This window comes from Pedobacter montanisoli, assembly GCF_022809115.1.
Lineage (GTDB): Bacteria > Bacteroidota > Bacteroidia > Sphingobacteriales > Sphingobacteriaceae > Pedobacter > Pedobacter montanisoli.
The window spans coordinates 136,986-160,418 of record NZ_JALGBH010000001.1 but is presented as its reverse complement, the minus strand read 5'-3'; the positions used below and the strand labels follow the sequence as shown (position 1 = coordinate 160,418).

The window sequence follows — 23,433 nt, the reverse complement described above, 5'->3', positions numbered from 1 at the left end:
GAGTCCCTTTCTTGCATAAACATTTTTAGGCTTTCAGCTACCTTTTTATGCTTAAGCTAGATGTTTTTAACGCAGATTATCCTTTACATCTTTTTTAATTTCGTTGTATTCTACTTTAGCCTTGGCCATTTCTAAATTGGCTTTATCTTTAAGTTCAGTAACCTTATCATCAGCTCTGTCTTGCATATCTTCCATTTTATCTTTGGCTTGGTCAGTAAGATGCTGAGACCTGTCTTTGATTTCATCCCATTTGTCTTCAGCTTTATCTTTAAGCTCTTCTAATTTATCTTTAGCCTGATCGGCCAGATCTGCAGTCTTATCTTTTACATCTTCCCATTTATCCTGAACCTGGTCTTTAACCTGTTCAAATTTGTTTTTAAGATTGTCCATAAAACCTTTTTGTGGTTCTTGATTTTGATTTTCCATAATACTTTCTCCTTAATTCTAATGTCTTATAATGAAACAACATCAACCTGGGTAAAGTTGTTTGTGAATTTTCAGTTGTTTGAGGAATAGCTTAAAAATGAATGCTTTATGAAGATTTTTTAATCTGAAGATTTTATTTAAACTTTTTGAAAGTTAATAGGTTTAATAGTTAAAATGTATAAAATCATGAAAAGGTTATTGCTATTTTTGGGTTTGGCTGTCGGACTGGCTTCCTGCTCAAGCTATGAATATTATTCGCTTTCAAATCATGCCGTAAATAATACAAACTATAAAACTTACGCCTGGATACCCGAAACACAGAGCAAGACAACATCTGTATATAACAATGATATTGCAACAGATAAAATTGTACAGGCTGCCAGTGCCGAATTAGATAAACGAGGCTTTGTTTTAGATCATGATAAGCCAGACCTGCTGATCAAATATACGGTTACGGTTAATAAAGAAACTAAAACCATGTATGAACCGGTTTATTATAACCCGCCTGCCAGAATATTACCGCGTATAACTTATTACCAGGGCAGACCACGTTATTATTATACATATATAGATCCGCTTCCTGTTTATGTAGGTACCAGAGCACAAAAAATGCAGGTTAAAGAAGGTAGCATTGTAATAGATATTATAGACAGGAAAACTTCTAAACTGATCTGGCGTGGCTGGGCAGAAGGCGAAGTGAATGATCCTCAAAAAGCCATTAATGATATTCCGGATGTGATCAGCAATATCTTTAAAAAATTGAATTAGACTTGAGCAGGGGTTGTTGCCTTGGGCTTTAACAGGGCTTCTAAAAGCAGCAACCCTATGCCTGTCATAATAGAAACATCGGCCATATTAAAGATTCCCGTTCTAAAGAGCACAAAATCCATATGCATAAAATCTGTAACCGAACCGTAAATAATCCTATCGAACACGTTACCTATACCACCACCTATTAAAAAGCATAGGCCAATCTGCATTAATCTTGACAATTTCTTTTGAGAGAACAGAAAATACAGGCCATACAAAAGCACGGCAATAGGTAGTATGGTTAATAAAATGGTTCGTACAAAATCAGGTAGATTACTTCCAGCACTTAAAAAGGCACCTGTATTTTCAACTTTGGTAAGTATAAACCTGTCTTTGATCAACACGATTTGCTGATAGGTATCTATGTTTTTGCGTACTACTATTTTAGATACCTGATCACAGCCCAGATTTAAGCAGAGCAAAAAGATCAGCGTAAGTAGAGTTAAAGGTTTATGGGCTTTCATGATTTATGCGCAAATCTAGGTTTTTTTATCCACCTAAAGTAAATGATAACCAATGCTAAGGCAAAAGTTAAGATAACTGAAAGTTTAGCAATAAGGTCGCCATTTTTTACGTAGAAAGTAAGATTATCGTTCAGGTTAATATCTTCTTTCAATGCGGCTCTGGTCCACCAGGTGCTTTGTTTAAGCACATCGCCACGTTGGTTAATAAAACCCGATATTCCGGTGTTGGCTGAACGGGCTACATACCTGCGGGTTTCTATGGCCCGTAATTTTGCATATTGAAAATGCTGATCTTTGCCGCTGGTATTGCCCCACCAGCCATCGTTGGTAATAATGGCAATAAACTGTGCGCCATTTTTTACGGCATCTCCAATCCAATTGCCCCATAAAGTTTCATAACAGATTACGGGCGCAACGCCAATACCGCTATAACTGTAAAATACGCCGGGTTCTTCTTGCCATCCCCAGCCCGAAACGCTTCCGCCCAATTTTTCAAATACCGGACCTAAAAAAGCAAATACTTTAGGAAAAGGCATTTTTTCTACACCTGGAACCAGTTTAGATTTATGGTAGAAATCTACGGTGGCAGAATTTTCTACCTGCATAGCGGCATTGTAATTATCGTAAAAACCACCGTTAGGATTTACTTTGGCCGAGAGCGTTTTCTTATCGTTATAAAACTTTACGCTTTCAATACCTGTAATTACCGTACCGTTTTTATACTTTTTAAGGAAATCCTGAATAAACAAAAAATCGCTGTTTGTACGTATGCGGTCTTCATCTGCATAATCTGGTATGGCGGTTTCCGGCCATATAAAATATTCGGTATTTACTTGGCCAACAGAATCCGAAAGATGGGTTAAAATGCGTAACTGATCTCCGGCCGATACCGTTCCATACTTTTCATAAGGGTCTATGTTGGGCTGAACCACCACTACATTTACCGGTACAGATTTCTCTTTATAGCTCTTGTATATATAGAGCGATAAACCCATAGGCACCAAAACCACTGCCAGCCAAGTAATGCTCAATGAGAATTTTTGACTGTTTTTAATTTGACGATAAGCGGCAAAAACCAGGATGTTGCTTAACAATATCCATAAAGAACCGCCATATACACCTGTAAATTCATACCATTGCGCCAACTGGTGCATAGTTGCAAAACCATTGCCCAAGGTCATCCACGGAAAAGCAAGGTCCCAGCTCTGATGTAAAAACTCCATACACATATAAAAGGACACTAAGCCAATGGCAGCTATGGTCCAATTGGTATATCTATACAGCCGATAGGCCAGCCAAAAAGCAGAAGTCATTAAAAAAGCGCCTAGTCCATAAGGAATGAGTGAAACCAAGAAAGAAACCATGGTTCCGGTAAAGCCTTTATTTACAGCATTGATCGCATTAAAAACCCAATAAATTGAAGCTGTATTCCAAACTAAAAAAGTTAAACCGGCGGTTAAAAATACTTTTTTACCTGTTTTGCTATTGCTCGTTGTAATGATCTTATGCAATGCAATAAAAAGCGGCAATAATCCAACTAACAATAAAGGGGCTAAATAAGGATGTGGAGGCCAGGCCAGCCACATTAAAAAAGCACTGAGCAGGGCTGGTAAATAGTTTTCTTTGAAGCTCATTAATATGTTAATCCTGTTTTACGTATATTCAGTTATCAATATGGATAGAAGAATGGATTACAAGCTGTCTAAAATAGCAGCCTTTTTGTTTTCATATTCTTCTAAGGTAATGAGTTGCTTATCGTAAAGTGTTTTTAACTTTCTTAATTTAAGCGTAGCATCGTCTTCTGTTTCGGGTGCCGCACTACTTGTTTCAGGAATTACGATAGCTTCTTCAACAGGAATATCGATAATGTTTTGCGAAGCAGGCATGCTAAATGAAGTAGCAGATGCACGGTTTTCTTCCAGCTTTTGCTGACGAAGCATTTCTTTGTACTGCTCCAATTGCTCATTGGCAGCTTGGTGCAGTTTACGTGCCTGTACTTTTGGAATATATTCTGTAACGATATTTTCGCCAGATGTAGGTACGCAAATAAATTTAGAACCCAGTAAACCTTCTTTAAAAGATACTTCTTTGATATTTTTCCATGAGATATCTTTAAAATTCATGGTTAAGCCCAAATTGCCGGGCTCGCAGTAAAAAATACGTTTATTGGTAATGGCTATGCAATCTGGCAAAAGGTTAACTGCAGGTTTTTTTTGTACAGCCAGGTACAAAATCTCTTCACCGCTGGTTAATAAATCATTTAATTTACCAATTACTTTTTCTACAGCCTTTGGATCCTGCTCGTCGGCTAAAAACCTATCTACGTTTATCATTTTATTTTTCTTTATAGAATTTCTCTTTAACTTTTGGAGTTTCGGGCGCTCCTGTAACACAAATTACGAATTCTCCCTTTAAAATATTGTTTTCAAAATGTGATTTTACATCTAAAACAGTGCCACGTACATTCTCTTCGTACAATTTACTCAACTCTCTGCTTACCGAAATTTGTCTTTCAGCTCCGAAAAACTCAGCAAATTCAGCGAGCGTTTTCAATAACCTGTGCGGACTTTCATAAAAGATCATGGTACGCTCTTCTTCAGCTAATTTTTTCAGTCTTGTTTGGCGGCCTTTTTTTACCGGAAGAAAGCCTTCAAAAACAAACTGATCGCTCGGGAGGCCCGAATTGACCAAAGCGGGCACAAATGCCGTTGCTCCAGGCAGGCAGCATACCTCTATATCGTGCTTTAAAGCTTCTCTAACCAGAAAAAAGCCCGGGTCTGATATAGCTGGCGTTCCTGCATCAGAGATCAAAGCAATTTGTTGTCCTTGCTCTAAAAACTTAATAATTTCAGTACTGGCTTTATGCTCGTTATGCTGATGATGCGCGTAAACTTTTTTGTCGATACCAAAATGTTTAAGCAAAGGAGCACTGGTGCGGGTATCTTCTGCTAAAATAAGATCAACCTCTTTTAGCACATTAATGGCCCTAAAAGTCATATCCTCCAAATTGCCAATGGGGGTGGGGACAAGATAAAGCTTACCGGTTGTTTTCATATTTTGGATTTTGAACTATAAAGCGACGGGCAAAGTTATCAAGTTAATATGATGAAATCTATAATCGTCAGTCGTATAATTGTAAATCAATTTTATCTTTGTAAAAAATTAATAAATAATGTTGCAAGTTAACTATATCCGCGAAAACAGAGAGAAAGTTTTAGAACGATTAAGCGTTCGTAATTTCAAACAACTTGAGTTGGTAGACCAGATCATTTCAGTAGATGAGGAGCGTCGCCAAACTCAGAATTCGTTGGATAACCTGTCCGCCGAGGCCAATGCGGCCGCTAAGCAGATAGGAGAGTTGATGCGAAATGGCAAAAAGGAAGAAGCTGAAGCGATTAAGCAACAAACCAGTACCAATAAAGATAAGATCAAAGAGCTTACAGAAAAGCTAAATGCATTAGAAGAGCAGCAGCATAATTTAATTGTGCAGTTGCCAAACTTACCTTATCATTTGGTTAAGGCCGGCACATCTGCAGATGATAATGAAGTGGTGTTAACACACGGAGCACCTTCTGAGCTTCCTGCAAATGCTTTACCGCATTGGGAGCTTGCCGCCAAATATGATATCATCGATTTTGAATTGGGAACAAAAATTACGGGAGCAGGTTTTCCGGTGTATAAAGGAAAGGGCGCACGTTTACAAAGAGCGTTAATCAATTTCTTTTTAGATAAAGCCATTGCTGCCGGATACAGGGAAATGCAAGTGCCTCACTTGGTAAATGCAGCTTCTGGTTTTGGTACAGGTCAATTGCCAGATAAAGAAGGGCAGATGTATCATGTAGGTGTTGATGATTTATATCTGATACCTACGGCAGAAGTTCCGGTAACCAATTTGTACCGTGATGTTATTTTAAAAGAAGAAGACCTTCCGATTAAAAATACAGGTTATACGCCATGTTTTAGACGTGAAGCGGGTTCTTACGGATCGCATGTACGTGGCTTAAATCGTTTGCACCAGTTTGATAAAGTTGAGCTTGTGCAGATTACACATCCTGAGAAATCTTATGATACTTTGGAAGACATGAGTAACTATGTACAATCTCTATTACAGGAACTCGGTTTACATTACCGTGTTTTACGTTTATGTGGCGGTGATATGGGCTTTACATCGGCCATGACTTACGATATGGAAGTATGGAGCGCAGCGCAGCAACGCTGGTTAGAGGTGTCTTCGGTTTCAAACTTTGAGACTTACCAGAGCAACCGTTTAAAACTTCGCTTTAAAGGTAAAGAAGGTAAAACGCAATTGGCACATACTTTAAACGGAAGTGCTTTGGCCCTTCCACGTATCGTGGCTTCAATTTTAGAAAATTACCAAACGGAGGATGGTATCAAAATACCTGAAGCATTGGTTAAATATACAGGATTTGATAGGATCGATTAAAGACTAATCAATCATTTCTTATAAATAAAAAAAGCCGGATTTCCGGCTTTTTTTATTTTCTGCTTTCTTATAAAATAAGAATCAATAATAATATAATGATGATAATGGCACCCACAGAAAGATAAACACCTCCACTCATTGCGGCAGCTTTCTTTTTCATTTCTTTCAACTCTTTGCGCAACGCTTTTCTTTCATCTTTGCTTAAATTGGATTTATCCATTGCTTTAATTTCAGCTACTCGGGATGTGATTCTTTCCAACTCAGCTTTTTGCTCAGTACTGAGCTCTGTATTGACTTTAGGTTTATCGCTGGCAAAAACTGTGTTTACCGTTAATGACAAGGTCATCATTAAGATCAAAGAATAAATTAACTTTTTCATACTTACTTCCTGATTTTAGTTAACTATTTAATATGGATTAAGGATAAAACAAAAAAGCTGCATATATGTTCTATGCAGCTTTTATTTATTTTAAAAACGGTTGAAATTTTAGATCACTTCAAAGATTACATTTACGCTGAAGCTTAATTTTATCTTTTTAAAATCGATTTCAGGTTCTGCACCGCCCATATCCATTGCAGCCGATTTCAAGGCGAAATTTCTGTACACAGGTTGAGGATAATTATCTCCGCCGTCTTGAATTTCAAGTGCTTTTCCCAATTTATCTCCTAAAGCTTCTACCATGTAGGCTGCTTTTTCTTTAGCGGCTAATAAAGCTTTAATTTTCAGTTCTTTTTTTAAGCTTTCTATTTTGCTGTAATCGTAGCTTTCTATATTGGTGCTGGCAATTCCTTTGGCATCAATAGCATCAATGATCTGGTTAAATTTATTCAGATCAGCAACTTTTAATCTGTATTGTTTACTGGCCAGAAAATCAGGATTTTTCTTTTTCTCTGTAGCGTAATTCCAACTGCTCAGGTTGCTGATGGTTAAATTTTCTTTGCTGATACCTGCTTTTTCTACCGCATTGTAAAGTTGCTTTTCAAGATCGCTGATCTCTACTTTTTTGCGGTTATCTTTTAAATACTCTTTAAGCGATATGCTGATGTAAATGATATCAGGCGTAACTTCTGTTTCGGCTGTGCCGCTAACGTTTATTTTTCTTCTCAGATCTGTCTGTTGAGCCATAGCACCTATACTTAATAACGATACTAAAGCCAGTGTGAATAATTTTTTCATATACTTATTTTTTTGTGTGTTTGTAATTTAGATGAAAGTTCTAAGCCAATTCCATACCAGTTAAAAAAAGAATGAAAAGAAAAATAGGTAAGCCTCAAGAAATCAGGCCTATATTTTTTTGAAAATTCTTAATCGTTGTGCTGTACTCTGAGTAAAAAGTACAAAGACCCTGAAACGAGTTCAGCGCTTGTCCCGACTTGTTCGGGGGTGACGCAGAAACTGTTTTATATTTAGTGCCCTTAAAGTAGATTGCACCAATTCTCTAACTACAATATTTGCATTATATCGCCATCTATACCCACTACCGTCATGCTGAACTTTCAGAAGTGAATTCGAAGCAAGTTGTTTCAGGCATCTTCAATAGAATAGACCAAAAATGAGATTTATTTACTGAATTTTGAGATATGCTTAAGTTTAAGCGTTTTAAACTCTACTTCGGCTCCCTCTGCCTGTATCGCAATTTTTCCTTGGCTGGCTGTACAGTCGTAACCATCATTTACCAGATCGCCATTAACCCAAACCTTAATCTTATTATCCAAACATTCTATAATCATCTTGTTCCATTGGCCTAATGGTTTTTCTGAGCTATCTGTAAGATTTTTGATCCTGCGCAATTTACCTGCAGTTGTACCCCATTTACTTTTATCTCCACGTCGCTCTTCCATATCAGGTACTGAAATATCTTCACCTATGCACCAGAAATCGCCGGCATCGAGATGCTGCATTTGTACTTCTATTGATTTTGGGAACATGTTATAAAGCACACGTGGCTGAGATACATGAACCAGAATACCACAGTTACCAGGTTTGCCGGGAAAGCGATAAGTTGCTTCTATACGGTAGTTTGAAAAGCTCTCGTTGGTAATTAAATGGCCTCTTGGATCGCCCATACTTACCAGTTTTTGATCTCTTACAATAAAAGAAGGTGCTATATGCGAATCGGGTACATCAGCATACCAACCGTCGAGATTTTTGCCATTAAATAAATTAATGGTTTGTGCATAGCTGTAATGAATTGCAGATATTAAAATGAACAAGGTCAAAAGACGTGCTTTCATGTTTGAGATTTTAATGCAAATTACATAAAAAAAGCACTGCAATTTTGCAGTGCTTAAAATTTTTAAATAGGTAATAGCCTAAACTATTCCTCTACGGTTTCGTTATTAATGCCCACCTCGTCCTTAAATTCCTCTTTAAAATAAGTTTTCTGGAAAATAAGAATACAGATTACGCCTACAGAAATTGCTGCATCTGCAAGGTTAAATACAGGTCTAAAAAACTCGTATTCCTGTCCGCCCCAAATTGGAAACCAGTTTGGGAAATAGCCTTTTATAATAGGGAAGTACAGCATATCTACCACTCTTCCGTGGAAAAGGGTTTCGTATTTATAGATGATCCCATAAAACACCGAATCGATAATATTACCCAATGCTCCGGCAAAAATCAAGGCCACATTGAGAATTAAACCTCTGTGGTATTTACGTTTAATGAGGTAATGCAAACCATATCCAATTCCGGCAACGGCTATGATCCTAAAAAGGGATAAGGCAAGCTTACCAAATTCGCCACCAAACTCAAGCCCAAAAGCCATCCCGTTATTTTCGGTAAAATGGATAATGAACCAGTTGCCAAGAACTTTAAATTCCTGCCCCAGGTACATATTGGTTTTTACCCAGGTTTTACTTAGCTGATCTACCAGTAAAACCAGAAATATTAATACTAACGGTTTTGTATAACCTTTCATTAGCCTTGTTTAAGTTTTGCTTCCATACTTAATGTAGCATGAGGTACAGCTCTTAAACGCTCTTTAGGTATAAGTTTACCGGTTTCTCTGCAAACACCGTAAGTTTTATTTTCAATACGTACCAAAGCAGCCTCAAGATTATCTATAAATTTCTTTTGACGTGCTGCCAATTGGTTGGTTTGTTCTTTTTCGAGCGTAGCAGAACCATCTTCTAAGGTTTTATAAGCGCCAGAAGTATCTTCTGTTCCATTAGAATTTGGATTACTTAAAGTAGAGGTTAACGACAATAATTCTTCTCTTGAAGTTCTTAGTTTCTCTAAAATGATTTCTTTGAATTCTTGTAGCTCACTGTCAGAATAACGTGTCTTTTCAGTTTTTTCCATAATGTTATTTTTTTGCAATCACAATTTCAAGTTCAATGTCTTCTATTACAATTTTGGTACCATCTAAAGGTGCTGATGTTAAAACAATATCATCTGCTAAAATTTCGCTGCAAATGTAGGCTTTGTTTTTAAGCACCGCAGGTGATACAGTGTTATCTTCTTGTAAACTTACGGTAATCCTGTCTGTAACTTCAAAAGCCATTTCTTTACGAAGATTTTGTACGCGGTTAATTAACTCACGTGACAGACCTTCATCTTTAAGCTCAGGCGTTATGTTTACATCTAAAGCAACAGTTAAACTGCCCATGTTGGTTACCTGCCATCCCGGAATGTCTTCGGCAATAATTTCAACATCACTTAAAAGAATGGTGTACGGCGTATTTTTTATAGCCAAAGTACCTTCTTTTTCAAATGATGCAAGTTCTTCCTGACTGATGTTCTGGATGGCCTCGGTTACAAGCTTCATATCCTTACCCACTTTAGCCCCTAAAGATTTAAAGTTTGGTTTTACCTTTTTCTTAATGAAACCGGCAGTGTCGGTAATATATGAAATTTCTTTGATATTGGTTTCTGATAGGATCAAATCTTTAACCAATTCAATTTTGCTTTCAAAACTGTTATCCAAAATAGGAATAAGTACTTTAGCTAAAGGCTGGCGTACATTGATGCCCATTTTTTTACGCAACGATAAAATCATTGATGATATATTCTGAGCAAGTTCCATGCGTTCATTTAGCGCAAGATCTATAATGCTCTTATCAGCTTCAGGTAAGAAAGTTAAATGTACTGATTCTGCCTTTTCCGCAAGACTTTCGGTCATATTTTTATATAACCAGTCTGAGAAGAACGGTGCAACCGGAGACATTAACTGTGCTATGCTGGTTAAGCAGGTATGTAAAGTTTCATATGCTGCTTTTTTATCGGCAGTCATTTCACCTTTCCAAAAACGGCGGCGTGATAAACGGATGTACCAGTTACTTAAATGCTCGTCAACAAAGTTCTGTATGGCACGGGCAGCTTTAGTTGGCTCGTAAGTGTTATAGCTTTCATCTACCTCAGCAATAAGGGTTTGTAAAAGCGATAAGATCCAACGATCTAACTCACTGCGTTCTGCAACAGGAGTCTGGTTGTTGATATCGATTACAAACTTGTCTATGTTGGCATAAAGTGCAAAGAAAGAATAGGTATTATAAAGCGTACCGAAGAATTTACGACGTACTTCATCTAATCCTTCCAAGTTAAATTTAAGATTGTCCCAAGGTGATGCGTTACTGATCATGTACCAGCGGGTAGCATCAGCACTGTAGGTATCAATTGTGCTGAACGGATCAACAGCATTGCCTAAACGTTTAGACATTTTGTTGCCGTTTTTATCTAATACCAAACCGTTTGATACCACATTTTTAAATGCAATACCAGGATTGTTTACTCTCTCATTAATGGCTTTGATCTCATCGCTGCTTTCACTTAGCATTACTGCTATAGCATGTAAGGTAAAGAACCAGCCGCGAGTTTGGTCAACACCTTCTGCAATGAAATCGGCAGGATAAGCGTTTTCAAACTCTTCTTTGTTTTCAAATGGAAAATGCCATTGAGCATAAGGCATGGCGCCGCTGTCAAACCAAACATCAATAAGGTCTGTTTCACGCAACATTTTCTTGCCACTTTGAGAAACCAGAATTACATCATCAACGTATGGACGGTGCATGTCTTTCAGTTCAAAGCCTGCTTCCATATAACCGGCCTCAACAGCTTTTTGTATTTCGGCATTGAGTTCTGCAATAGAACCGATACATTTTTCTTCAGTTCCATCTTCAGTTCTCCAGATTGGAAGCGGTGTACCCCAATAGCGTGAACGAGATAAATTCCAATCAACCAGATTTTCTAACCAGTTGCCAAAACGACCTGTTCCGGTAGCTTCTGGTTTCCAGTTGATGGTTTTGTTCAATGTTGCCATTTTATCTTTTAAGGCAGTGGTTTTAATAAACCAACTGTCTAAAGGATAGTATAGAACAGGTTTGTCGGTACGCCAGCAATGTGGGTAGCTGTGTACGTATTTCTCAACTTTAAAAGCTTTATTCTCTTCTTTTAACCGGATGGCAATTTCTACATCAACAGATTTTTCAGGCGCTTGTCCATCGGTGTAGTATTCGTTTTTAACGTATTTACCGCCCAGATTACCACCTAAGCTGTCAATGAATTTACCTTGCAGGTTTACCAGAGGGACAGGGTTATCCTTTTCATCTAAAACCAGCATTGGAGGTACTTCAGGCATTGCTAATTTAGCAACACGGGCATCGTCTGCACCAAAAGTAGGGGCAGTATGTACAATACCTGTACCATCTTCGGTTGTTACAAAATCACCCGAAATTACACGGAATGCATTTTCAGGATTTTGGTATGGTAAAGCCAGTGGTAATAATTGTTCGTATTTAATGCCTACTAAGTCTGCTCCTGCAAATTCTTTTACAATAAAGTAAGGGATTTTCTTATCTTCTGCCTTGTAGTTTTCTAAATCTGCTGCGTTTTCTGCTGCAAAGTATTTGCCACTAAACTGTTTGCCTACTAAAGCTTTGGCCAGGATAACCTGTATAGGCTCAAAAGTATATTGGTTAAAGGTTTTAACCAGCACATAATCTATTTTAGGGCCAACAGTTAAAGCTGTATTGCTTGGTAGGGTCCATGGAGTAGTTGTCCAAGCTAAAAAATGCATGGTGCCTAATCCTTGTAAGAAATGAGGTAAAGTGCTGTTAACAGCTTTAAATTGCGCAACAATTGTGGTATCGCTTACATCGCGGTAAGTTCCCGGCTGGTTCAATTCGTGAGAGCTTAAACCTGTGCCGGCAGCAGGTGAGTAAGGTTGTATAGTATAACCTTTGTACAGTAAACCTTTGTTATAAAGCTGTTGTAAGATCCACCATAAGGTCTCTATGTATTCGTTATGATAAGTTACATAAGGATTTTCAAGGTCAACCCAGTAACCCATTTTTTCGGTCAGGTCATTCCAAACATCGGTATAGCGCATTACCTCTTCTTTGCAGGCGGCGTTATAAGCATCAACAGAGATCTTTTTACCGATATCTTCTTTGGTGATCCCTAATTTTTTTTCAACGGCCAATTCTATAGGTAAACCATGTGTGTCCCAGCCACCTTTACGTTTTACCTGATAACCTTTAAGGGTTTTATAACGACAAAAAATATCTTTAATAGCACGAGCCATTACGTGGTGAATACCAGGCATTCCGTTTGCCGATGGTGGACCCTCGTAAAAAGTAAAAGGTTTAGACTTAGGGCGTGAGCTAATACTTTTTTCAAATATGTTTTGAGCCTTCCAGAAATCTAATATCTCTTTGCCTATTTTGGCCAGTTCTAATTGTTTATATTCCCTGTACATCAATAAAGTATCGTAAAAAATTAAAGGTTGCAAAGTTAAGCTTTTATACTTAATAATGGTAGCTTTGGGCTGATTTTGTTATGGATAAATTATTTAAAATTGGTGTAGGGCTTATGGCCGCAGCAGTGCTTTTATTTCCCGTTAAGCTTTTTGCTGAACCTGCTCTTGGTAATTTTATTTTGTTTTTTTGTTTCGGCGCAGAACTTATTGGTTTATTACTTGTTTTAATAAGTGTAGTTAAGCGTAACAAACAGCAAAATGATCAGGAAACTAAGATTAAATAAAGCAGTATGGTTATTAATTCTGGGCGTAATTATGATGGTAATTGCCGTCAATCATACCAAAGGGAGCAAAACCTTGCTGGCGGTTGCAGGGATTTTGTTTATAGCAGGAGCTTTTATGTTAATTTATCCGGTTTTATTTGCCCGAAAAATTGAAGAGAAAGGCAAAGATATTGTAGAGTTAACACCTGTTGGTGATAACCCTACATCAACTGAAAATACCTCTAAAGTAGATTAATGGTCGAAATCCAGATTGTTTTTAGCCATTTCTTCGTCCGAAATAAGTTTTCGTTTCTTGTTTTTATCTAACCACAATACCAAAGAAGGTAGCAGGGTAAGATTAAATACCAGCGCAATGATCAGTGTTATAGATAGTAATAAACCTAATATGACTGTTCCGCCAAAAGTTGAGGCTGTAAAAATGCCGAAACCGAAAAATAAGATCAGCGCAATGTGTGTCATGCTCACACCGGTTTCTGTAATGGTATCGGTAATAACTTTGCTTACGCTATAATTGGTAAAGTTCAATTCCTGCTGATATCTGGTTAGGAAATAAATGGTCTGATCAGAAGCCAGTCCAAACGCAATGGTAAAAATCAGTATGGTAGAAGGCTTTAAAGGGATATTGAAGAAGCCCATTAAACCCGCAGTAATAATCAGCGGAACCACGTTTGGTAACAATGAAATGAACATAATTCCCATGCTTCTGAATTGTGCCAAGCGCAACAATGAAATCAGTACAATAGCCAGAGAAATACTCTCAAATAAATGGCGCAACATATAGTCCGTGCCTTTTGAAAATATGATGCTGGAACCTGTTAAGGTTACATTAAAGCGTTTAGGGGGTAAAATGGAATCTATTCTTGGCTTAAGTTCTTCTAACAGGTGGTCTAATCTTTTAGATCCTATATCAGCCATCTGGAAACTGATACGCGTGGTTTGCTTATCCTTATCTACAAAATTAGTGAGCATATTGCCATTGCCTTTGCCCGAACTGGCAATGTACATTAAGATAAACGCACGTTCAAAATCTGTAGGTAGGCGGTAATAAGAAGTATCATTATCATAAAATACCTGAGTGGCATATTTTAACCCCCGGTTTAAAGAAATGGAGCGGGAAAACTCAGGGTATGAACTGATCATGTTTTCCATTTCATCAATTTTGTTCAGTGTAGCCAGATTAAGTACGCCGTTCTTTCTCTTGGTGTCAATACTGATTTCGAGAGGTAAAATGCCCTCAAAGTTTTTTTCAAAGAATTTCAGGTCGGTTAAAATACGAGAGCTTTTGGGCAAATCGTCAACCACATATCCATTTACATTGATACGGTAAACTCCAACCAATGAAATGAGAGAAACAATAAGCGTTGCTAAATAGATGAGCTTACTTTTATGCTGAACGATAAAATCGGTTTTAATCAAAAGTCTATCTAAGAAATTAGCTTTATGCGCTGCATTGATTTTATTTTTTGGAGCAGGTAAAAAGCTAAATACAGCGGGTATAAGGCATAAGCTTAGCAGCCAGGTAAACATTACATTTAAAGCGGCCACACTTCCAAATTGCATCAACAGTTCGCTTCCTGTAAAATACAATACGCCAAAGCCAATGGCAGCGGTAATATTGGCGATTAAAGTGGTTACAGATATGCGTTCAATGGTAATTTGCCAAGCTTTATGTTTATCGCCATGTTTTTTTAATTCATTATGGTATTTGTTCAGCAACAATATGCTGTTTGGAATGCCTATGATTACGATGAGCGGTGGAATGAGTCCTGTTAAGATGGTGATTTCATAGCCGAATAGAACTAAAGTTCCTACGCTCCATATTACTCCCATAATCACAATTAGGATCGGGTAGAAAACAGCAGCAAAACTTCTGAAGAATATAATCAGAATGATGGCGGAAACCAGGATAGATAAACCTAAAAATAAAACAAACTCATTAGAGATAAGCTTACTGGTAGCAGTTCTGATATAGGGTAATCCTGATAGGTGGATATCTGTTTGTGAGCTTTTACCAAAAGCCAATGCTTTTTCTTCAATCTCTTTTAAAATAGGATTACGGGCTGCGGTATTCAATATTTTCTGATCGAAGGAAACCGCCATCAAAGTAGCATTGGTTTGCCTGTTGATCAATAAACCTTCGTAAAATGGCAGTTGTGCCAAAGTATGTTTGAGCGAATCCATCTGCGCATCGGTTTTGATGATGCCTCCGGGTAATATGCGTGCGGTAAACCTTTGGTGTACACTGTCTTTCTCTAACTGAAATAGTTTACCTATAGAAAGTACGCCTTTTATTCCTTTTAGTGTGCTAATATCTTCAGATAACTTTGCCCATTGATTGTAAGTGTCTTTTTCGTAAATTTTTGGCGTTTGAATGCCAATCACAACCATGCTGCCATCTTCACCAAATTGCTTTTTAAAAGCAGTGTATTTAACAAATGCAGAGTCGGTTAAGGGTAAGATCTTACTTCCGGCATAAGAGAGCTTAATGTTTTGAGCCTTAAAGGCCATAAACACAGTAATTGCTAGGAAAAAGATGATTAGAAAAATCCGGTTTTTTAAGATGAATTCAGAAAGTTTGCTCCACATATCTTGTTAAAAAAGGTAAAGAACGCAATTATTATGCTGCATTACAAAAACGAATTGATAAATTTTTATGATAAATTTACCTTAACAAACGGCACATAGAGGTAAATAGTTTTAGATGCCGGTAAATTTATGGCAAAGTTTCTTAAAGGATTTATTTATGCAGGTAAAGGCATTGCCTATGCGTTGCAAACACAACTTAATTTTAAGTTGCAGCTTATCGCAGCTTTGATTGTGGTACTGTTAGGCCTGTTTTTAAAATTATCTGTTTTGGAATGGGTTGCAGTATTAGTTTGCATGGGCTTGGTAATGGCTTTAGAGTTGATAAATACTTCAATAGAATTACTGGTCGATAAAATTTCTCCTGAATACGATCCGGTAGCAGGGAAAATAAAAGATGTTGCAGCCGGAGCCGTTTTAATTGCGGCAATAGTATCTTTCATTGTTGCATTGCTTATTTTTGTGCCAAAGTTTTTTTAGATGTTGCATAAGACTCGTGGAGTTGTTTTAAAAATTACACAGTATAGTGAAACCAGTTTGATCGCTCAGGTTTTTACGGAGAAATTTGGTGTGCAGTCTTACCTGATAAATGGTGTAAGAAAACCCAAGGCTAAAATACCCATGAGTGTTTTGCAGTCCTTGCATACATTGGATTTGGTGGTTTACCATAAGCCAAACACTCAACTTCAACGCATTTCGGAAGCAAAATTGTCGCCTGTTTTTAGAACTATACCTTACGATCTGCAGAAAAATACGATTATACAGTTTTTAAATGAAGTCTTGTATAAATGCATCAGACAGCACCATATAGACGAAAAGTTGTTCGATTTCATTTATACTTCTCTTTGCTGGTTTGATGAAACAGAAGATGTAAATGTGAATTTTCACCTTAACTTTTTAATGAAGTTGAGTAAGTTCTTAGGTTTTGGTCCGCAGGCAGCACAAAGAACTGATCAGAAATATTTTGATTTACAGGAAGGTGTTTTTACTTCATTAGCTCCTGTACATCCTTATTTCATTGATGCCAACGAAGCGCAATACCTTATTTTACTGTCAAACGTTTCTTTTGAGAACTCTGCAGATGTAAAACTCACCAATGCGTTGAGAAGATTGCTTTTGGATAAAGTGTTGATTTACTTTTCTTTACATACACCTTCTTTTGGACAAATCAGTTCGCATCAAATATTGGAAGAAGTTTTAACATAAAATTTTTAGTTTTTTTTGTGAAATTAAATAAACGCTCTATATTTGCAGTCCCAAAACAAAGGATTTTGTTTTTTTATAATGGAAGCTTAGCTCAGCTGGTTCAGAGCACCTCGTTTACACCGAGGGGGTCGGGGGTTCGAATCCCTCAGCTTCCACAAAAAAATTACAGGACTGTAAATGAAATTGAAATAATGGAAGCTTAGCTCAGCTGGTTCAGAGCATCCCGATTAATATCGGGAGGGTCGGATCAAAGGGTTAATTAGAATTGAAATAATGGAAGCTTAGCTCAGCTGGTTCAGAGCACCTCGTTTACACCGAGGGGGTCGGGGGTTCGAATCCCTCAGCTTCCACCAAAGCCTTGTTAGTTCGCTAGCGAGGCTTTTTTGTTTTAGGAATATCCTAAATTTAGGGTATGTTTTTTACCTACATCCTTTATTCCTATTCCAGAAATCGATATTATATTGGGTCTACCTCAGATCTTGAAAAACGTTTAGCCAAACATAACACTAACCATAAAGGATTTACTGGCGGGGCTGGTGACTGGAAGATTGTTTATTTTGAAGGATTTGGGACAAGAGAGGCATCATTAGCCCGAGAGCAACAGATAAAATCCTGGAAAAGCCGTAAGATGATAGAGAAACTGCTTGAAGCAGCTGGCTCATAGCATCGGGGGTTCGAATCCCTCAGCTTCCACCAAAGCCTTGTTAGTTCGCTAGCGAGGCTTTTTTGTTTTAGGAATATCCTAAATTTAGGGTATGTTTTTTACCTATATCCTTTATTCCTCTTCCAGAAATCTATATTATTTTACTTATTATTGAAATACTTATATTAAATTAAAGTCTTTGCAATAAACAATGAATAGTCAGGTACAGATAAGTGAATATAATATTGAATTGCTGTTTCGCAAACACTATCGCTATTTATGCCTGATTGCTATGAATTATGTGCACGACAAAGATATTGCCGAGGATTTAGTGCAGGAATTTTTTATTAAATACTGGGAACAGCATGCAGACCGCCCTGATCCAGATAACTTTAAATCTTACGCAGCAAGAGCAACTAAAAATATCAGCATAGACTTTATACGTAAGAGAACTGTTCAGCAGAAACGTGAGGATTGGTTGCCTGATCTTCCAGAGGCTTTTGATCCTCAGAAAGACCAAGACGATCTTGACCAGCGGCACGCTAGATTGGTACGCATTTTTGAATTGATAGATGATCTTCCCCAAGGGCAAAAGCAAATACTTAAACTTCATGCCCTTGAAAAGTTGACCTATGCACAGATAGCAGAAAGGCAAGGGATATCCATCAATACGGTACGTACTCAACTTACACGTGCATATCGTTCTCTACGTAAATCAGCCACTGGCTTAATCCTACTTTCGTTGTTGAAACATTTGTAGTTGATTTACAGTTGGTTATAATCTGTTGTTAAAATAAATTAACTTTTTTGTCACATTTCCTTAACATTTTAACGACATCCTATTAAAATGCTTGTGAAATAATTTTATGTCGATAGATAAAAATTGGGAAATGTTGCTGGATTATCTGGAATCCAATCAAGAAAAAGGAAATGTATTGTCCAACGAAGAGCTTCAGCGCCTAGCTGAGCTCAGGGCACTGGTGGATGAGACTTCGGATGCATTTGAATTATACCAATCTTTTAATATTGAGCAAAAGTGGATAGAGCTCAGGGCTCTAGGAGTTTCACGGGGTTTTACGCAACCAAGTCCAATCGTTAAACAGAATACTTTTAAACCATGGCTTCGTATTGCGGCTGCCGCTGCAATTGTGGTTATGCTTTTTGGTGCCGGACTGTTTTATTTCAATCTGAATAACAAACAAAAGAAACATGACCAGCTTGCTTACAAAAATGATGTATCTCCTGGAAAGCTAGGTGCAACTTTAACTTTGGCAAATGGAAAAAAAATAAAACTGGCCGATGCTGCCAATGGAGAGATTGCAACTGATGGAGGTATTAGTATGAGTAAAACAGCGGATGGCCAGCTTGTTTACCTTATCAAGGGAAGCACAGAAAGTGAACATATCAATACCCTTTCAACCGCTAAAGGAGAAACCTATGTACTAATCTTACCGGATAAATCTAAGGTCTGGTTAAACGCTGCTTCGAGCTTAACTTATTCTACTAACCTTAATGAACGTAAAACACGAAGGGTAAAGCTTGAGGGGGAAGGATATTTCGAAATCGCAAAAGATAGGTCACGTCCTTTTGTGGTGGAAAGCAAAGGCCAGGAGGTCGAAGTGCTAGGTACCCATTTTAATATAAATGCCTATAGCGATGGGCCAGCCATTGCAACAACCTTACTAGAAGGTTCGGTTAAAGTTAGCTTGGAAACAAACCTCTCTAAAATTATAAAGCCGGGTGAGCAGGCATTAAATAATGATCATGGCATTGATGTGGTTAATGTAGACGTTGAAAGAATTACCGCTTGGAAGGATGGTGGTTTTGCGCTTAGTGGAAAAAATTTGAAAACGGCGATGAGGGAAATTGCCAGATGGTATAATGTGGAAGTAGTTTATGACCCTTCAATTTCTGATGAATTGGAAACCGGAGGCTGGATTTCCCGAAGTAATAAACTCTCTACAGTATTAAAGCTTATAGAATCAAGCGGGCAAGTGCGTTTTAAAATTGAAGGTAAAAAAGTCTATGTTTCAAAATAACCTACATCTGCTTTTATGAACAACAGATCCAACTAACAGAATTATTTAACACTTTAAATCAAGAGATGAGAAAAAAAATACAACAGCAGAACTAAAGCTAAAAAAACGAACCAGGAATGCTTGGAACACCCCTGGTTTCAGTTTGGAATAATTAACTAAATAATCAATATCAGCAAAGAGCCTCAACCGTGGAAAGTACAGGCAAATGCTAACCAAACCAAACCAAATGTACGAAATTAATACCAGGAAAAAGGGTATAGCTTGGCTATGCCATAAAACATTGCTAGTTATGCGATTAACCACCGTAATATTAATAGCATCCTTAATGCAGGTCAGCGCTGCCGGATTTGCGCAGCGCATCAATATTAACAAAAGAAACCTCAGATTAGAAACAGCACTGAATGAAATCAGAAAGCAAAGCGGATATGATTTTTACTATGATGGTAAAATTATACCAAGAAATAAGTCACTGGATATTTCTCTTAATGATGCAAGCGTTGATGTTGCTCTGCAAACCGTGCTAAAGGATCTGGCATTAACTTATAAAATAGATGGCCGGTCAGTAGTGATCAAACCGAAAGAAGAGATTTCTATGTTCGACTACATCATTTCCCCGTTTCAGCGTATCGATGTTAGGGGCAGAGTTCTTGACCAACAGAAAAATCCTTTGGCAGGGGCAACTATCAAGGTAAAAGGAACGAACCAGTCTGTTATAACTGATGAAACAGGACAATTCCTTTTAAGAAATGTAGATGAAAAAGCAGTTCTGATAATTGCTTATATGGGATATACTACACGAGAGATAAACGTAAGTAACAACCTGGGAGATATCGTAATGTTGCTAGCCGACAATAAGCTTGAAGAAGTAAATGTTACGGTTAGTACCGGTTACCAGAGTCTGCCTAAAGAGAGGGCTACAGGTGCTTTTGGCTCTGTAAGCAGGGCTACGCTAGACCATCGTCCTGTTTCTAATCTTTCTTCTGCGCTTCAGGGAATGGTTGCGGGTATGCAGGCTAAAGAAAAAGAAGATGGTAGTGTAGATTTCCTGATCAGAGGAAACAGTTCATTGTATGCAGAAGCAAGGCCACTGATTGTAGTGGATGGTTTTCCGGTATCAGGAAGTGATTTCTCCGATATCAATCCCAATGACATAGAATCTATCACGGTGTTGAAAGATGCGGCTGCTGCTTCCATCTGGGGTGCACGCTCTGCAAATGGGGTGATTGTTATTGTAACCAAAAAACTAAAAGGCACTAGCAAGTTAAATGTAGAAGGGAGTGCTTTTACGAGAATAGCAGGCAAACCGGATCTTGATCAGTTACTAACTACAGCCAATTCGGCCGATCATGTGGCTTATGAACGTAAAGCCTTTGAAAACAAATGGGAATTTAATCCTATTACAAACTCGTTCTTTGATGTTTTTAAGCCACTTACCCTGGCACAGGAACTGATGTATGCCAATAAATACGGGAAAATAAGTACTGCAGATATGAATGCAGAGCTTGATCGCCTGAGTATGATTGATAACCGCCAGCAGATCAGAGACCTGCTCTTGCAAAGAGCAATACTGAACCAATACAATGTAAACATTCAAACAGGCACAGAACGTTCCAAAACCTATGCTTCAATGATGTACGAAAAGAACAAGACTGGTTATATAAAGAGTGGTTACGACCGTTTTAATCTGAACTTCAACAATGATTTTAAAATTACCCGGTACTTGAATTTTAACCTTTCGGCCAACCTGCAATACAAGAAGCAGGAAACGAGCGGGGCAACTGTAGCCGAGCTACAGGAACTATCGCCATATGAGGTATTGCTGAATGACGATGGCAGTTATGGCGTAAATTTAAAAGGCTATAATAGAGATCAGCTTTCGCAGATGCCCTTGAATAAATTTACCTATTCTGATGTATCTTATAACCTTTTGCGCGAAATAAGAGGAAGAAGCCGTAAGAATGAAGTACTCAGCAGCAGGGTGCAGGCAGGTTTAAACCTAACTATTCTTAAAGGCCTTACCTTCGATACCAGATTCCAATATGAGCGCTCCAAAACAAATTACGAAGAGATTTATGATGAAAGTACCTTTTATGTAAGGGATCTGTCTACTATGTTGACCGATTATAACTATAATACTAAAGTAGTCGTAAAATCTTATATCCCTAAAGGAGGTATTTTAAAAGGTAAAGCATCTACCAGGTCAAATGGATTACCTTACGATGTAAGTGTTGCGGATCTTGAAAGTTTCCTAGTGCGTAATCAGTTTAATTATGACAAACTGATTGCTCAAAAGCACCAGATCTCCGCAATTGCCGGGATGGAAATTTCAAAATACACAACCTCTTCAAGAGCTAATCCTTATGTATATGGATACGATCCGGATAAACTGCAGGCCACAACGCCTCCCTATGGTTATGGCAGTGCCGTTGATCCAATTTTGGATTTCACAGGTGGTGCATTTTACAATGCTATTCCGGGCGGCGATACCATATTTGACTGGCTCAGGAATAAATATGTTTCGTTCTACGGAAACGCTTCTTATACCTACGACAATAAATATACCCTTAGTGGAAGTATAAGAAGTGATGCATCAAATTTTATTACAGATAACCCCCAATTACGCTGGTCGCCACTATGGTCTGTGGGCGCAAAGTGGAATGTGATGAACGAAGACTTCATGCCGAAGAAAGGCTTGTTTAACCGACTTGAACTTCGTTTAACTTATGGAAAGAACGGAAATGTTGAAGGTTCTACTTCTACCAAAGCATTGTTAAGTGTAGGGACCAGCCCAAGTGTTACTACAGGAACAATTGTAGCTTCCATAGCAGATAATGGTAATCCATCTCTACGTTGGGAAAAAACAACAAGCACAAATCTAGGGATTGATTTTGCCTTGCTCGACCATAAACTTTTTGGTACAATAGATTTATACAATAAAAAAGGTAAAGACATTACCGGTAACATTGCCTTGGCCGCAGCAACAGGAACTACTCAGCAGAAATTTAACAATGCAGAAATTACCAATCGTGGTATTGAGCTGACTTTAGGAACAAACCTTACCATTCCAAATACAAAAATTGGTTACAGCACCTCATTTAACTATGCTTACAACCACAATAATGTTGACAAGTTGTATAAACCAACTTTACTGCCATACCAGCTTCTGGGAAATGTTTTTGTAGAAGGAAGACCAGTAAACCCTATATATACCTATACCTATATTGGAATGAAAGATGGCGTGCCACAGGTAGCGGGGCCAAATGGCAGTTTGCAAAGTTTTAATGACCTTACATTTTACAATACAGGTAACGGACTGCAGTTCTTAAACTATGAAGGTACAGGAACCCCAACGCATACATTGGGATGGACAAATAACATCAGGGTGCAGAATTTTAACCTGACGGCTATTTTTATTGGAAAAATGGGTGGAGTTTACCGCAATCCTACCTTTGCCTATGCAACTACCGTTGGTTCATCCAAAACACAGGTAGATCGTTTTGTGAGTGATGTGCTGGCTGGTGATCCGAACCTGCCTGGTTTCGCAAATCCTGGCGAACCTCAGCTTTACAGATGGAACCGTTATGCACCTGTACTGAATACACTAATAGAAAGCTCATCTTATATCGAACTTAAGGAATTGACACTAGAGTATAACCTGCCTAAAAAAATTGCCGAGCAGATTAAGGTAAACAATGTTAAATTCTTTGCTCAAACACGCGATGTAGGCCTGATTTGGCAAGCCAATAGCAAAGGCTATAATCCCGACTGGCTTCCAGGAACCAACAGGCCTTTACAAACCTATACTTTTGGCATTAACCTTCAATTTTAAGAATAAC

The 23,433-nt window shown here is 38.0% G+C and carries 22 protein-coding genes and 2 tRNA genes; 12 read left to right on the top strand and 12 right to left on the bottom strand.

Features of this window, described 5'->3' with window-relative positions; genetic code table 11:
- Nucleotides 1-66: 66 nt before the first annotated feature.
- A complete protein-coding gene (locus MMF97_RS00730; RefSeq protein WP_243357579.1) occupies nucleotides 67-426 on the bottom strand; it encodes a DUF883 family protein in 360 nt (119 codons plus the stop codon).
- Nucleotides 427-612: 186 nt separating this feature from the next.
- On the opposite strand from MMF97_RS00730, the gene MMF97_RS00725 reads away from it, so the two are divergent.
- On the top strand, nucleotides 613-1,194 hold the full coding sequence (locus MMF97_RS00725) for a DUF4136 domain-containing protein (protein WP_243357577.1): 582 nt from the start codon (nucleotides 613-615) through the stop codon (nucleotides 1,192-1,194).
- Here the strand turns inward: MMF97_RS00725 and lspA are convergent.
- From lspA to rsmI, 4 genes are read right to left on the bottom strand one after another with little or no spacing between them, the layout of a single operon-like run.
- Entirely contained in the window at nucleotides 1,191-1,700 is a 510-nt protein-coding gene (gene lspA, locus MMF97_RS00720) for a signal peptidase II (protein ID WP_243357575.1), read from the bottom strand. The two genes, MMF97_RS00725 and lspA, sit on opposite strands and share 4 nt — an antisense overlap.
- The gene (gene lnt, locus MMF97_RS00715) at nucleotides 1,697-3,334 is read right to left on the bottom strand and encodes an apolipoprotein N-acyltransferase (RefSeq protein ID WP_243357572.1); all 1,638 of its coding nucleotides are present in this window, start codon (nucleotides 3,332-3,334) and stop codon (nucleotides 1,697-1,699) included. Before lnt ends, lspA begins: the two co-directional genes overlap by 4 nt.
- Nucleotides 3,335-3,391: 57 nt before the next feature.
- A complete protein-coding gene (locus tag MMF97_RS00710) occupies nucleotides 3,392-4,033 on the bottom strand; it encodes a PH domain-containing protein (RefSeq protein WP_243357570.1) in 642 nt (213 codons plus the stop codon).
- A gap of 1 nt (nucleotide 4,034) precedes the next feature.
- On the bottom strand, nucleotides 4,035-4,754 hold the full coding sequence (rsmI, locus tag MMF97_RS00705) for a 16S rRNA (cytidine(1402)-2'-O)-methyltransferase (RefSeq protein WP_243357569.1): 720 nt from the start codon (nucleotides 4,752-4,754) through the stop codon (nucleotides 4,035-4,037).
- 118 nt (nucleotides 4,755-4,872) lie between these two features.
- On the opposite strand from rsmI, the gene serS reads away from it, so the two are divergent.
- Complete coding sequence (gene serS, locus MMF97_RS00700; RefSeq protein WP_243357568.1) at nucleotides 4,873-6,144, top strand: serine--tRNA ligase; 1,272 nt, start codon at nucleotides 4,873-4,875, stop codon at nucleotides 6,142-6,144.
- 67 nt (nucleotides 6,145-6,211) lie between these two features.
- Here serS and MMF97_RS00695 read toward each other — a convergent pair whose 3' ends face one another.
- The 6 genes from MMF97_RS00695 to ileS all read right to left on the bottom strand — a co-directional run bounded on the left by MMF97_RS00695 (nucleotide 6,212) and on the right by ileS (nucleotide 12,842).
- Complete coding sequence (locus MMF97_RS00695) at nucleotides 6,212-6,523, bottom strand: hypothetical protein (protein ID WP_243357567.1); 312 nt, start codon at nucleotides 6,521-6,523, stop codon at nucleotides 6,212-6,214.
- A gap of 108 nt (nucleotides 6,524-6,631) precedes the next feature.
- Nucleotides 6,632-7,321 carry an SIMPL domain-containing protein gene (locus MMF97_RS00690; protein WP_243357566.1) on the bottom strand — a complete coding sequence of 230 codons (690 nt, stop codon included), beginning with the start codon at nucleotides 7,319-7,321 and terminating at the stop codon, nucleotides 6,632-6,634.
- 383 nt (nucleotides 7,322-7,704) lie between these two features.
- On the bottom strand, nucleotides 7,705-8,379 hold the full coding sequence (locus MMF97_RS00685) for a 3-keto-disaccharide hydrolase (RefSeq protein ID WP_243357565.1): 675 nt from the start codon (nucleotides 8,377-8,379) through the stop codon (nucleotides 7,705-7,707).
- 83 nt (nucleotides 8,380-8,462) lie between these two features.
- Nucleotides 8,463-9,065 carry a lipoprotein signal peptidase gene (locus MMF97_RS00680; RefSeq protein WP_243357564.1) on the bottom strand — a complete coding sequence of 201 codons (603 nt, stop codon included), beginning with the start codon at nucleotides 9,063-9,065 and terminating at the stop codon, nucleotides 8,463-8,465.
- Nucleotides 9,065-9,448, bottom strand: a complete 384-nt coding sequence (locus MMF97_RS00675; protein ID WP_243357563.1) for a TraR/DksA family transcriptional regulator — start codon at nucleotides 9,446-9,448, stop codon at nucleotides 9,065-9,067. Before MMF97_RS00675 ends, MMF97_RS00680 begins: the two co-directional genes overlap by 1 nt.
- A gap of 4 nt (nucleotides 9,449-9,452) precedes the next feature.
- On the bottom strand, nucleotides 9,453-12,842 hold the full coding sequence (gene ileS, locus MMF97_RS00670; protein WP_243361138.1) for an isoleucine--tRNA ligase: 3,390 nt from the start codon (nucleotides 12,840-12,842) through the stop codon (nucleotides 9,453-9,455).
- An 80-nt stretch (nucleotides 12,843-12,922) separates the two neighbouring features.
- Here ileS and MMF97_RS00665 point away from each other — a divergent pair, with 80 nt between their 5' ends.
- Nucleotides 12,923-13,126: a hypothetical protein gene (locus MMF97_RS00665; RefSeq protein ID WP_243357562.1), complete on the top strand. Its 204-nt coding sequence runs from the start codon at nucleotides 12,923-12,925 to the stop codon at nucleotides 13,124-13,126.
- On the top strand, nucleotides 13,101-13,361 hold the full coding sequence (locus MMF97_RS00660) for an isoleucyl-tRNA synthetase (RefSeq protein ID WP_243357561.1): 261 nt from the start codon (nucleotides 13,101-13,103) through the stop codon (nucleotides 13,359-13,361). The genes MMF97_RS00665 and MMF97_RS00660 overlap by 26 nt, the downstream gene beginning before the upstream one ends.
- On the opposite strand, the gene MMF97_RS00655 is transcribed toward MMF97_RS00660, so the two are convergent.
- Nucleotides 13,358-15,634, bottom strand: coding sequence for an efflux RND transporter permease subunit (locus tag MMF97_RS00655; protein WP_243357560.1), 2,277 nt, complete (start codon nucleotides 15,632-15,634; stop codon nucleotides 13,358-13,360). The two genes, MMF97_RS00660 and MMF97_RS00655, sit on opposite strands and share 4 nt — an antisense overlap.
- A gap of 207 nt (nucleotides 15,635-15,841) precedes the next feature.
- Here MMF97_RS00655 and MMF97_RS00650 point away from each other — a divergent pair, with 207 nt between their 5' ends.
- The 8 genes from MMF97_RS00650 to MMF97_RS00615 all read left to right on the top strand — a co-directional run bounded on the left by MMF97_RS00650 (nucleotide 15,842) and on the right by MMF97_RS00615 (nucleotide 23,426).
- Entirely contained in the window at nucleotides 15,842-16,189 is a 348-nt protein-coding gene (locus tag MMF97_RS00650; protein WP_243357559.1) for a diacylglycerol kinase family protein, read from the top strand.
- Nucleotides 16,190-16,915, top strand: coding sequence for a DNA repair protein RecO (gene recO, locus MMF97_RS00645; protein WP_243357558.1), 726 nt, complete (start codon nucleotides 16,190-16,192; stop codon nucleotides 16,913-16,915).
- An 80-nt stretch (nucleotides 16,916-16,995) separates the two neighbouring features.
- Nucleotides 16,996-17,070: transfer RNA gene (locus tag MMF97_RS00640), tRNA-Val, on the top strand.
- 120 nt (nucleotides 17,071-17,190) lie between these two features.
- Nucleotides 17,191-17,268 (top strand) — tRNA-Val (locus MMF97_RS00635).
- Nucleotides 17,269-17,327: 59 nt separating this feature from the next.
- Nucleotides 17,328-17,579, top strand: coding sequence for a GIY-YIG nuclease family protein (locus MMF97_RS00630; protein WP_243357557.1), 252 nt, complete (start codon nucleotides 17,328-17,330; stop codon nucleotides 17,577-17,579).
- Between the two features lie 190 nt (nucleotides 17,580-17,769).
- Complete coding sequence (locus MMF97_RS00625; protein WP_262916080.1) at nucleotides 17,770-18,318, top strand: RNA polymerase sigma-70 factor; 549 nt, start codon at nucleotides 17,770-17,772, stop codon at nucleotides 18,316-18,318.
- Nucleotides 18,319-18,424: 106 nt separating this feature from the next.
- Nucleotides 18,425-19,597: a FecR family protein gene (locus MMF97_RS00620; RefSeq protein WP_243357555.1), complete on the top strand. Its 1,173-nt coding sequence runs from the start codon at nucleotides 18,425-18,427 to the stop codon at nucleotides 19,595-19,597.
- 289 nt (nucleotides 19,598-19,886) lie between these two features.
- A complete protein-coding gene (locus tag MMF97_RS00615) occupies nucleotides 19,887-23,426 on the top strand; it encodes a SusC/RagA family TonB-linked outer membrane protein (protein ID WP_243357554.1) in 3,540 nt (1,179 codons plus the stop codon).
- Nucleotides 23,427-23,433 lie beyond the last annotated feature (7 nt).